Below are 12,513 nucleotides of genomic sequence, written 5' to 3'. Positions count from 1 at the left end.
AAGAGCAATCAGAGAGAAATATGCCGGACGATTATTTGACAATATATTCTTTCTTCATCTTTCAAATTCGAGAGGTTGTCCGTGAAACGATTCTGCAACGATGCCTTTGTCAAATACGAGATGTCCGTTGACAAATGTTTTTTCGATGGTGTGAGAAAACCTTTCACCCTCAAGAGGTGACCAATTACATTTGTAAAGAATATTGTCGGCATTCACAGTATATGGCCGGTGGGGATTAATCAGTACTAAATCGGCCTTAAAACCCTCTCGAATGAACCCTCGATTTTTTATTCTGAACAGTTTTGCAGGAGCATGACACATTTTTTCTACCACAAACTCTTTCGAAAAAACACCTCGACAGGCCAACTCGAGCATCATTTGCAACGAATGCTGAACAAGCGGACCACCCGATGCGGCTTTCAAGCATCCACCTTCTTTTTCGGAAAGCAAATGCGGAGCGTGATCCGTAGCCACTACATCCAATTTCCCCTCTTTGAGCGCTTCGCGCAAGGCCTCGCGATCGGCAGTAGTTTTAATGGCCGGATTCCATTTGATTTTCGTTCCTAGACTTTTGTAATCGGCATCCGAAAACCACAGGTGATGAACACAAACCTCAGCCGTAATTTTCTTATCCTCAATTGGGGCTTTATCGAAAAGACTCATTTCATGCCCCGTCGACAAATGTAGTACATGCAGTCGTGAACCATATTTATGAGCCAATTCAACGGCTTGAGCCGACGATTGGTAACAAGCTTCTTCGCTTCGAATGATTGGATGATATTCGATTGGGATATTTTCTCCAAATTTATTGCGATACGCTTCCACATTACGTCGTACAATTTCTTCCTTTTCGCAATGAGTGACAATCAGCATATCCACTTCGGCAAAAATTCTGCGTAGAGAATCTTCTTTGTCCACAAGCATATCTCCTGTGGAAGCACCCATAAACACTTTGATGCCGCAAACGGTTTTCGCATCAGCTTTCAGCAATTCCTTGAGGTTGTCGTTGGTGGCTCCCAAATAAAACGAATAGTTGGCTATCGATTTTTCCGAAGCTGTTTCGAATTTGGCTTGTAACGCATCTATACTGATTGTTTGCGGGATGGTGTTTGGCATATCCATAAATGAAGTTACCCCACCGGCAACGGCCGCACGACTTTCGGTATAAATATCGCCTTTGTGCGTCAATCCCGGATCACGAAAGTGCACTTGGTCATCAATCACTCCCGGAATGAGGTACAAGTCATCGGCCTCAATGACTTTATCGCTCCGATTAAACACATATTCGGGAACCTTGTCGATAAATATTTTCGTAATGTTTTCGTCCTCTATCACTACCGATCCACGGTAAGAATGCCCTTCGTTGACGATAGTTGCATTATGAATGAGAATCATGGTCTTGTAGATGTTTTTAATTTTGATTTCGGTTTTATTTTTCCCGTCAATTTTCTCCAGCGTAAATTAATGACACCAAAAAATGCTTCACCAAATATGCGGGAACTCATTTTCGAAGTGCCCAACTGACGATTTACAAAAATCACGGAAACCTCTTTTATTTTGAATCCAAGCACTAAAGCTGTATATTTCATTTCGATCTGGAACGCATAACCTTTAAATTTTATCCGATCCAAATCCATAGTTTCAAGCACTTTTCTCCGATAACAAACAAAACCTGCCGTTGTGTCATGAATATCCATTCCTGTGATAAACTGAACATATTTCGAAGCGAAATATGACATCAGCACGCGACCCATAGGCCAGTTGACAACATTTACTCCAGTACTATACCGAGACCCAATCGAAACATCAAATCCCTCTCCCGCACAAGCTTCATACAATCGGGGCAAATCCTGTGGGTTATGCGAAAAATCGGCATCCATTTCGAAAATATATTCATAGGAATGTGCCAATGCCCATTTAAAACCGTGAATATAGGCCGTGCCCAGTCCTAATTTTCCTTTTCGTTCTTCGATAAAAAGGCGATCGGCATACTCGTTTCGGATAAGGTTGTGGACGATTGTCGCCGTCCCGTCAGGCGAACCATCATCTATCACCAGAATATGAAAATCCTTTTCTAAGTTAAAAACAGCACGAATAATATTCTCGATGTTTTCCTTCTCGTTGTAGGTTGGTATAATTACGACACTGTCGGACATGCGAATGAAAATTTGCCTCAAATGTACTATTTCAAATGGATATAAAAAAAGTTTTCCAAAATATTTTGCTTTATTGAAATTAATCACTATCTTTGCAGTCCAATCATAAATAATACAACATCGCGGAGTGGAGCAGTGGTAGCTCGTTGGGCTCATAACCCAAAGGTCATTGGTTCGAATCCTTTCTCCGCAACATTTTTGAGGAAAGTCAAGCGAAACTTTCCTCTTTTTATTTGGCTCGTTGGGCTCATATCCGCCAGCCGGCGGACATTGGGAGCGAATTTGAGAATCTGATCAAAATAATCGAGACCCTTTAAACGTCTAAAGAGAGCTCGAGTAAACAGCATATTTTGTCAAAAAAAAATAAGGAGGGATCGTACCCTCCTTATTTGAGTCGAAATATACGTATCACCATCCCGGAACAAAATTAATTCCAAACATACCATTGCTGAACCCTCCGTTTTGAAACGGAAAAGCATAATAAGGCTCAATAACGAGGTAACCGAATAAATTTATTCTTACTGATGCACCGGCACTAAATACCGGTATCCGTTCGTTAAAATTAGATGTTTGCCATTTCAATTTCACCTTATCTCCCTTGTTCCAGGCCAAACCACCGTCGAAAAACAAATTGAGATCGGTTAGAAAAATATTCGATTTTATCGGAGCCAACACTTTCGGTCCCGAAAAAGGAAATCTCAATTCAGCATTAACAACAGCAATCCGCGAACCGGAAAGATTTGATACATTAAACGAATTATATCCAATCGAATTGCCCGTATTTCCATAAATTGAAATGTCTTCATAACCCCTTACCAACCACGGATAACCCAAATACATGGGCGAGGCAAGTCCGATTTGCGAACTCTTTCCGTACAATCCATTGTGATACAATCTGAAAGCAAATCCGATCGGTTTCGAGAAGTAATATCTTCTGTAATCGAACAAAATATTATACAGGTTGATGTTCCCAAAATATCTTTCGATCTGATATCTTGCTCTGTGTCCCATCAGCGGAGCCGTCATTCCAAAATAGGAATCATCCTCGACATAAGCGATGTTGGCTGTCTGAAAACTGATTCCGGGAGGCGATGGTAACTTCTCTCTTTTTCCACCAAGGGGATAACCCAATGCATCAAAATAGTTGTGATACCGATCCCAGCGATACGAATACCACGAAGCCGAAATTCCCGCTTCGAATCTGCGAGTTTGCGACAGAGGGTAATAAAAGAATGCCGAGATATTGTCTTCGAACATCCTTACATAATCCAATACGAGATTATCCACTGCGTATTTTTCCTTATCAATTTGTAAGGTATCTATCGTCCAAAACATACTCCCGCTTCGATAGGGAATATGTGAAACAGAAGCTCCCCACTTGATTTTATTGCTCTGATTGAGGTACGCAAGCTGTCCGCCAAAATCGTAAATTTCGCCATTGAGCGCCAACGATGTATAAAGTTGATGATCACCAACCATATCGCTAAAAAGCATGAAAACACTACCGGCCATGTCGGTCGTATTGAAACTTGGTCCTGTCGTAACACCCACTCCGACCGAATTTGAAATATAATCGAGTTTTAATTTAGGTCGATAAGGCAATTCTTTGATGGAATCAACCGAAAGTGCGATTTGAGGAACACGACTCGATAAAACGGAATCCACTATATTCACCGTGGTACGGTTCAACAATGGAAGCGTACCTGCATCAAAATTTACGTAATACTTATCTACTTCAATAGGGTAAAAATCACGGTCGTAAGCGATATATATTTCATACTTTTTATCGAAATAATGCGTATAGGCAATCATCCCGTTTTGCCTATCTACACTTATGGCCGGCGAAAACAGTGTGATTCCGCTTATCCCTGTCAGATATTCAGTCAGGCGATACACTTTTTCGTTTTGCAGATCATATTTATACAGATTGCGAAAACCATCGGCATCAGACAAAAAATAGATAAAACGCCCGTCGTTTGAAAATCGGGGATTTAGGTTATCGGCTTTGGGTAAAACATCTATCATTCTGCTTTCTCCGGTTTCGATGTCGAACAACGTCAAAATAAAGCAGAATTTTTTCGATTGGTCAGAACATATAGCCTCTGTGGAATACACGATATATTTTCCGTCCGGCGACCATGAGGGGTGGATATTTGAGAACAAATCGTGGGTGAGTTTTCGCGTTTTTTTTGTTTGAAAGTCGTAAAGATATAAATCTCCAATCCCCTCATTCAGTCCGGTAAACACCATATATCTTCCGTCAGGAGACCATTCGGGATTCGAAAACGATGCCACATCTTCAATTTCTACCAACTCGGTTTTCATTTTATCTATATCCACAATGGCAAGTTTGTTTCGTCCTTTGCTATAAACGACAAAGGCAAATTTTTTGCTGTCCGGCGACCACGTTCCTCCCGATTCGATAAAACTGAAATCGTCTATTTCGCTATTGCGTGTTAAGCTCGAGAATTTTTTTATAATTTTTCCTGTTCGGGCATCGGCGATAAACAAATCTAAGGTGAAGACACTCTTGTCAGAAAAAAAAGCCAGGTATTTTCCATCAGGACTCAAAGAAGGAGATACATTTGTCGAACTACCATTTTTTTCGGAGATAATTTTGTTTCCTACAGGCGTATAGACAGAGTCTTTCATGAACTGTTTATAATGGTTTTCGGTAGCCGTTTTCCACATTCCCGATAAGGTTTGGGTATTGAAATGAAATACACTATCGATGGCAACATCCAAACCCCATAGAGCTGTTTTTTCAAAAAGCGGCATGATAATGGTGTCGCCCCACGTTTTCCCGATAAATGCCCATAAGGCTTGTCCGTATCGATAAGGAAAGTATTCTGAGACATTCGCTAAATCCTTAATGGATGGAAATCTCTTGTTCAGCAGAGCGTCTCTCATCCACATCGATGTGTTGGGATCTACGCTCCCTATAGATAAATATTCGGCCATCCCTTCTACCATCCATAGAGGCAGATTGTTGATAGAATAATTCGTGGAATCGGATCTCAACAATTTATTGTATTGAAAAGCATGTACCAGCTCATGCCCCAGCGTATGATCGGTTTGATACAAAGTGGGAGCGAAAGGAAGGATTACGCGCTGTTTCAGGCTCTCTGTCACTCCCCCCGTTCCTTCGGCAATTAAGCTACTCACCGCATTGGTTTGTTGAAAATCCGCATGATTCGTGTAAAGTAGAATAGGATTTTTTGTCTGAAAAGTATCTTTAAAAATCAGCTGATGCATGTGATACCACTCTTCTGCCCAACCGATAAAATTTATAAGCATCGTATCATTTTTCAGATAATGATAAACTTCAAAATGAGGTGTTTGCGCTACATCAAACCTAAACTTTTGATAGGTAGGTTTGGTTCTCCCGAAGTACTGGGCATTCGTCGTGAAAACATTCATTAGCACGATGCTAAAAGCTGCCCAGAAAGCATTGTTTACTTTTAATTTTTTCATAGCCTCCTCCTTATTTGTATTTTCTATGATATCATAAATTCAACAACTCAATGAAAAGATTGTTTATTTGTTAATCAGCAAATTTCGAACCAAATATGAGAAAAAAAATTATTTTTTTGTCTCCGACATTACAAAGACATTACAAAACGGAGAGAGATTTATTGAAGAAGCTTCAAAAGATAATACGGATCTTATAAAACTTATATTATCAAAAAAAATCGATAAGTTCTTGTGAACTAAATTAATTCTTCGTTATTTTGCAGAACTATGTTCAAAATTAAAAGCGAATGAAATTAAGAATCTGCTTTTATATTCTGCTGTTGATCAACATATTAATCGTTCCCGTCCATGCTCAGCAAAAAGGGAATGCATCATATTATGCATCTCGTTTTCAAGGCAAAAAAACATCGAGTGGAATTCTCTATCATAAAGACAGCCTTACATGCGCTCACAAAACACTTCCTTTCGGAACTTTACTATTCGTAAAAAACACAGTGAATAACAAGACCGTTTTGGTAAAAGTTACCGATCGCGGTCCGCGCAGCAAAAAAAGGATAATCGATCTGTCCTACGAAGCTGCAAGACAGCTCGATATGATCGGACATGGCATTGCCCATGTTGAAATTAGTGAATGGAAATTTCTTCCGGTTTTTTCTCTGCTAAAACTCGACACCGATCGTATCTTTTTGCCGACAAAAACCCTCGAAGAAATCTACAACACGCTTTATAGCGCATGTCGCCCGATAAACAAATCAACTTTATACCGATAGCTTCACCTTTATGTACGACTATTACATTATCCCTCTTTCTCGCAGACGCAGCTGCCATTTCCATGCCGAAGCCATCGTATCCTCAATACTTTCTTCGGCTTTCCATCCCAATATTTTGTTGGCGCGTTCCGGATTAGCCCAGATTTGTTCGATATCACCTTCACGACGGCCGACGATTTTGTAATTCAAAGGCTTGCCCGTTACTTTTTCGAATACGTGAATCAATTCCAAAACAGATAAACCACGTCCTGTCCCCAAATTAAAAATTTCGACACTTTCGTTCGATTTGTTTTCGAGCATTCGCTCAATGGCAATCACATGTGCTTTTGCCAAATCTACAACGTTTATGAAATCGCGAATGCAAGTGCCATCGGGTGTATTATAATCGTTGCCGAAAACGCTGAGCTCCTTTCTGATACCTATGCCCGTCTGAGTAATAAACGGCACCAGATTTTGCGGAACGCCTAACGGCAACTCACCAATTTCGGCAGAAGGATGTGCTCCAATGGGGTTAAAATATCGCAGGATGACACTTTTGATGGGTGCCCCGGAATGTATAAAATCCTGAATGATTTCTTCGTTTATTTGTTTGGTATTACCATAAGGAGAAGTGGCGGGTTTGATGGGGGCACTCTCATCGATAGGATTGCTGTCGGGTTCGCCATACACCGTGCACGATGAGGAAAACACGATACCTTTTACGTCAAACTTGGGCATCAACTCGAGCAGATTTATGAGCGAAACAATATTGTTGCGGTAATATTTCAAGGGTTTTTTCACAGATTCGCCTACGGCTTTACTCGCAGCGAAATGAATTATCCCATCAATTCCGCGATGTCTATCAAACAAAGCCTGCATGGCCGGCATATCCGTGCAATCAAGTTTCTCGAAAACAGGGCGTTGTCCCGTGATTCGCACAATCCCTTCTATCACATCGGCATTAGAGTTGGAGAGATTGTCAACTATTATTACTTCATAACCTGCTTGCTGCAGCTCAACCACAGTATGCGAACCGATGTAACCGGTTCCGCCCGTTACTAAAATTTTTCGTGCCATGTATCTATCGATTTTGTTTGTTTTTCAATATGGCAAAGATACTAAATAAAAACCGATCCGATGTTGCAACATTCATATAAAAGCCGAAGAGGATCGTTCATTTCGAAAAAAAATGTATATTTGTATTATCAACTGCGAAATATTATTATATCGAGCCTCAAAATTGAAGGGATAAAAGTGGAATATACCCTACGGACATATTACCAAAAAGAAGATCTTCCACCATTGGAAGAAAAAAAATTTTTTCATTATGCATCTTCTTTCGATTTGTATTTGAATATTCCATCCTTCGAACCTTTCATGATTGTGGCTTTTGTCAACGAAAAGCCTGTGGCATGCATGATGGCCGTTATCAGGCGTCTGCACGGCCGGCTTAGAGGCTCCTTGTTCAAACAATGCTATGTCTCGCAATTGCCGGCTTTTCTGGATGAAAACTATCCCAAAGACGAAATTTTTGAAAAGCTGGTCTCAAGCCTCCTCAAGGAAGTTAAGCATAAAGTATATTATATTCAATTTCGAAATTTGTGCGATCCGATTTTCGGATACAAAACTTTCAAGAGTTTTCATTTTTATGCCGCTAAATGGCTCAATATTCGCAATTCGCTGCAACGCAAACGGAAAGTCTGGGATCAACTCTCATCCACTCGGAAAAACCAGGTGAATAAAGCCAAACGTCGCGGAGTGTCGATATTGGAAGCAACCTCTCTCTCACAATTGCCCGAGATCTATCAATCCATCAAACGAGATTGGAAAATCAGAGAACGAATTCCCCCTCTCGCCTACTTCGAAAATTTTTTCCGATATTATGTTCAAAATAATAAAGGAAAAATCTTGCTGTGTATGTACAAGAATAAAATTATCGGAGGTACTATTCTCGGCTTTGAAAAGAAGATTGCATATTGCTTGCACTACTGGGGGCATACCAAAAGATATAAACACCTGTATCCATCAATTTTCAGTATATGGTCGTCGCTCGAACTTGCCGAAGAAGAAGGTTTCGAATATTTTGATTTCATGGATTCCGGATTTTATCAGGAAAGAGCCGGAAGACCGCGATTCCTGCTTCAATTCGGAGGCAAACAAAAAGCTACAAGACGTTGGCAAAGATTCAACTGGCCCTTGATCAATTTTTTTGCGAACAGAATACACGAATAACCAATATTCATATTACGCCCCTCAATCAACACCAATTCATTAGTAATAAAGCGCATAGCTCAAATTCACGAAAACCACAACAAAGATATTTTATTAAAAAAATATAAATCAAAGCATTTTGTCGTTTATTTTTTTGGAAGTTACAAAACATGTGCATATATTTGCATCGTGTTTTTCATGGTATTAGATTTAAGGTTAACAATGAAGATTGGTTGTCGTGAGACAACCATTCCTTTTTTATACAGGTACCAAATCCCAACAATTTAACAACTTCACCAATCACCTGTTACTCAGGCAATTATTTATACTTAGGCCACAATCCGGCAGCAATAATTTCTTCGGTTTGCTCCATCAACGATGGAATGTCTTCTTCGGTGAGATTTTGTGTAGAGATGGGTTGATGAATGATGAGTTCGAGTTTTCCGGGACGGATAAGCGATGATTTTACACTCAACACATCGTAGGATCCGTTAATGGTAAGAGGAACGATGGGAAGCTTAAGGTCGATGGCAATCTGAAATGCTCCCTTGTGAAAACGACCGAGTTTTCCAGTTTTGGTGCGCGATCCTTCGGGAAACATCATGACCGAAACGCCGTCAACAATTTGCTTTTTTACTTCGAGAATAGTTCTGGCTCGAGCTTTCGGACTCGAATTGTCCACAAATACATGGCCGGCTATTTCGGAAGCCTTCCCCACGAAAGGAATGCGACGAAGGCTTTGTTTTTGCACCCATTTTATGTTCTGATTCAAGAATCCGTAAACCAGAAAAATATCAAATGCTCCTTGGTGATTAGCCACAAAAACGTATGATTGTTTCGGATTTAAATTTTCGTGTCCAAACGATTTTATTCGACAAAGTGCAAACCAACACACCAGTTTCGACCACCACTTAGGGGGATAATAACCCCAAAACTTGTTGCCGAAGATGGGGGAAAATATCATCACGGTGAGCGCCGTAATAAGCGTCAGTACAATCAAAACCGGTACAAAGACCAGCCATTGATAGATAAAAACGAGGGTTCGAACAACAACTTTCATCCCAATATTCTTAATACATACAAATTTATCTAAATTTGCAATTAAAAACCATCTTAATCGACATTTTTTTGGGCCGGACATTCTTTTTTTCGCAATAATCTTATTTTTATCCGAAAATATTTCATCGTTTATCGAATTTTGTGTTTATTTGCGTTGCGAAACAACAATATCATAATTATATACACACATGAAAGAATTAGCAAAATACTCTGGAGCTTTGGTAATGTTCGTTGGCGTTCTTGTTTTGGCCATCCCCTATTTTCAGGGAACGGGTACTAACACAAGTCTTATCATCGGACTCCTTCTTGTCATCGAAGGTTTTCTGGGATACATTTATGTGAACAACATGAAAAAAGGCAACACCATCAGCAACATCGTTTGGGCTATCTTGTTGTTGATAATCCCTTTTGCGATTTTCTTCTATGCTAAAAAAATAGCATACACCGAAGAAGAATACGCGTTATACAACTAAACAAGGAGTATCGATCATTTTCTAAAAGACCCTGAGATAAGGTTTCTCGGGGTCTTTTCTCTTTGATAAAAGGTGGCCTCGTTCTATGGCAACTTGGCAACATAGAGTTGCGAATTTTCGTATTTTACGATATTCACCATCTCTCCCTTTTCTATAAATGCTCCCAGGGAAACAGCATCGTAGTATTTATCGTCAACCTCAATACGACCCGACGGACGAAGTACGGTAGCAGCGATTCCTGTTTTTCCCACCAAAGCAAGAGGTTCCGTTGACACCGAAATATAGCCTTCTTCATCGGCTTGCAAAGCAACATTCTTCAAAAATCCGCGCTTCCCGATTCGGCTCGAAAAATAGATAATCACAAGAGATCCCAAACCCAATCCGGCAAAAACCGTAAGCAATGCCCGATAGAATTTTGGAACAGGAACTCCTTCAAAATCGAAATGGATATTGCCAATCAAAGCTAAAAGCAAACTCGAGATTATCAAAACGATCCCGGAAATACCGGCAATACCGAAACCGGGAATTACGAACAATTCGAAAACTATCAAAATGAGGCCTGCTACGAAAATCAAAATTTCCCAACTCTGCGCATAGCCGCCAAGATACAAAGGCGTAAAATACAAAATGGCAGCTGTCAGCGCAATTGCTGTCGGAAATCCGACTCCGGGAGAATTCAGCTCGAAAAAAATGCCGCCCACAATGAGCATGATGAGAATGGACTGGACAAAGGCATTCGTCAAAAAGCCTTTCACACGGTCGAAAGTTGTAGGATTGTAAGTCTCTATGTCATAAGATTCGTAATGCAAATATCGCGTGGCGATCTCGTCCACATTTTCGGCAATACCTTCGCAATACCCCACTTTGATAGCTTCAGAGGCAGTAAGAGTCAACACTTGAGTCGAATCCACCATACCGGGTATAACCACGCGTTCGTCCACCATCGCTTCCGCCAGCTTCGGATCACGTTTCCACACAAAAACCGTATCACCCGATTCTACGATAGAGTCTCCATGATGGCTTTCGGCAGTTGCACGAATCATCGCCCGCATATACGATTGATATTTGTCGGGAGCAGCGGCCCCATCCATCGAAACAACCGTAGCAGCACCTATCGTGGCACTCCGGCGCATATAAATACTGTCGCACGCAATAGATATCAGTGCTCCGGCCGATGCGGCATTATTATCGATGAAGGCAATCACCGGAAGGGGAAAATTGAGAATTGCGGTACGCATCGAATCGGCTTCCTTTACTCCTCCTCCGTACGTATTGATGTGCAATAGCACACAGTCGGCACCCTTCTGCCGTGCTTCGTGTAATCCATTTTGAAGATAAATCCATGAATTACTCCCAATATCTTCCATAATATTGATTTTGTAAATCAACTTTTTGTTTTGTGCCGTTGCCGGCCCTAATGCCAGGCAAACGAGGGAAATGTATACGAAGAAGGCTCTTTTCATTGTACAGCGGTTTTATCCAAACAAAAATATGTAAATTCTACGAGAAAATGATATCCAACATAAAGAAACATGATTACGAGTGTATTGAAACACAAAAGTCTATTTCGTGCTGAACTCCAAAAATCAGCCGGATGTTCGTCTAAATAAAAAATGGAAAATCCGAATATTTTCAAATTCACTTTTCATCGCCCTTTTCATGATACTTACAACAAATCGGCATTCCGGATTGCTGTGTCTCGATTTCGACCATGTAAACAACGTCCAAACACTGTTCGATCGGCTTTTAAGAGATGAATATTTCGAAACGCAACTGCTTTTCCGCAGCCCTTCCGGCGACGGCCTCAAATGGGTAATTTCCGTCGATGCCGATCCCTCAGAACACACCGGCTTCTTCACTGCCGTTGCCAATTACGTTTATAAAACTTACGGCGTCACTGTGGATAAATCGGGATGCGACATATTCCGCGCCTGCTTCCTCCCCCACGATCCCGACGCCTACCTCAATCCTGCGTATAATCTTTCTACCGGTTAACGGCATCGCCGCAACAATCTTCGCCGAAGTGGCTTTTCACTTTTCACTTTCATTTCGAAGCGGGCGCAGTCTTGACCTCTTTTGCCCACTTTTTTATGGCACGATAAAAAAGTCGGTAGAGTTTGGGCCAAAGCCACAAGAGTCAATGGATAATTGATAATGTATAATGCACAATGCATAATTTCGCGATTCGATAATTCTCCGTAATTGGTAACCTGCAATTCCTTGTGAAAATTCGGCTTTTCAAGCCAAAAATACCTTCGAATACACAATAGTTCGTTAATTATTTAATATACGAGTCATGCAGCAATTGCTGCAAACTCGACGAGTTCTTTAACAAGTTTATCATTTAATCTTCTGTTCGGCTTTATGCCGGACACGCAAATAAATCGTTCA

The 12,513-nt window shown here is 40.7% G+C and carries 10 protein-coding genes and 1 tRNA gene; 5 read left to right on the top strand and 6 right to left on the bottom strand.

All coding sequences use genetic code 11. The features are described 5' to 3' along the window. Positions 1–54: 54 nt before the first annotated feature. On the bottom strand, positions 55–1,395 hold the full coding sequence (locus tag EJN84_RS08990) for a dihydroorotase (RefSeq protein WP_129595113.1): 1,341 nt from the start codon (positions 1,393–1,395) through the stop codon (positions 55–57). Continuing rightward, positions 1,392–2,162 (bottom strand): polyprenol monophosphomannose synthase, encoded by a 771-nt coding sequence (locus tag EJN84_RS08985; RefSeq protein WP_129595166.1) that lies wholly within the window; start codon positions 2,160–2,162, stop codon positions 1,392–1,394. The genes EJN84_RS08990 and EJN84_RS08985 overlap by 4 nt, the downstream gene beginning before the upstream one ends. 115 nt (positions 2,163–2,277) lie before the next feature. Between EJN84_RS08985 and EJN84_RS08980 the strand changes: the two genes are divergently transcribed. Beyond that, a tRNA-Met gene (locus tag EJN84_RS08980) sits at positions 2,278–2,349 on the top strand. Between the two features lie 215 nt (positions 2,350–2,564). Here the strand turns inward: EJN84_RS08980 and EJN84_RS08975 are convergent. Next, a complete protein-coding gene (locus tag EJN84_RS08975) occupies positions 2,565–5,630 on the bottom strand; it encodes an eIF2A-related protein (protein WP_129595112.1) in 3,066 nt (1,021 codons plus the stop codon). A gap of 287 nt (positions 5,631–5,917) precedes the next feature. On the opposite strand from EJN84_RS08975, the gene EJN84_RS08970 reads away from it, so the two are divergent. Further along, positions 5,918–6,400, top strand: coding sequence for a septal ring lytic transglycosylase RlpA family protein (locus tag EJN84_RS08970; protein ID WP_129595111.1), 483 nt, complete (start codon positions 5,918–5,920; stop codon positions 6,398–6,400). Between the two features lie 21 nt (positions 6,401–6,421). On the opposite strand, the gene galE is transcribed toward EJN84_RS08970, so the two are convergent. Then, entirely contained in the window at positions 6,422–7,456 is a 1,035-nt protein-coding gene (galE, locus tag EJN84_RS08965) for a UDP-glucose 4-epimerase GalE (RefSeq protein WP_129595110.1), read from the bottom strand. Positions 7,457–7,516: 60 nt separating this feature from the next. Between galE and EJN84_RS08960 the strand changes: the two genes are divergently transcribed. Continuing rightward, positions 7,517–8,611: a hypothetical protein gene (locus EJN84_RS08960; RefSeq protein ID WP_129595109.1), complete on the top strand. Its 1,095-nt coding sequence runs from the start codon at positions 7,517–7,519 to the stop codon at positions 8,609–8,611. 298 nt (positions 8,612–8,909) lie between these two features. Here EJN84_RS08960 and EJN84_RS08955 read toward each other — a convergent pair whose 3' ends face one another. Further along, the gene (locus tag EJN84_RS08955; RefSeq protein ID WP_129595108.1) at positions 8,910–9,650 is read right to left on the bottom strand and encodes a lysophospholipid acyltransferase family protein; all 741 of its coding nucleotides are present in this window, start codon (positions 9,648–9,650) and stop codon (positions 8,910–8,912) included. A 187-nt stretch (positions 9,651–9,837) separates the two neighbouring features. Between EJN84_RS08955 and EJN84_RS08950 the strand changes: the two genes are divergently transcribed. Next, positions 9,838–10,122, top strand: a complete 285-nt coding sequence (locus tag EJN84_RS08950; protein WP_129595107.1) for a hypothetical protein — start codon at positions 9,838–9,840, stop codon at positions 10,120–10,122. A gap of 83 nt (positions 10,123–10,205) precedes the next feature. On the opposite strand, the gene EJN84_RS08945 is transcribed toward EJN84_RS08950, so the two are convergent. Further along, positions 10,206–11,585, bottom strand: a complete 1,380-nt coding sequence (locus EJN84_RS08945; protein ID WP_129595106.1) for an NfeD family protein — start codon at positions 11,583–11,585, stop codon at positions 10,206–10,208. Positions 11,586–11,781: 196 nt separating this feature from the next. Here EJN84_RS08945 and EJN84_RS08940 point away from each other — a divergent pair, with 196 nt between their 5' ends. Next, on the top strand, positions 11,782–12,117 hold the full coding sequence (locus EJN84_RS08940) for a BT4734/BF3469 family protein (RefSeq protein WP_129595105.1): 336 nt from the start codon (positions 11,782–11,784) through the stop codon (positions 12,115–12,117). Positions 12,118–12,513 lie beyond the last annotated feature (396 nt).

It is taken from the genome of Seramator thermalis (assembly GCF_004138125.1).
GTDB classification, from domain to species: domain Bacteria; phylum Bacteroidota; class Bacteroidia; order Bacteroidales; family Dysgonomonadaceae; genus Seramator; species Seramator thermalis.
Note: the sequence above shows the minus strand (reverse complement) of the source record. Positions and strands in the feature narration are given on the sequence as shown.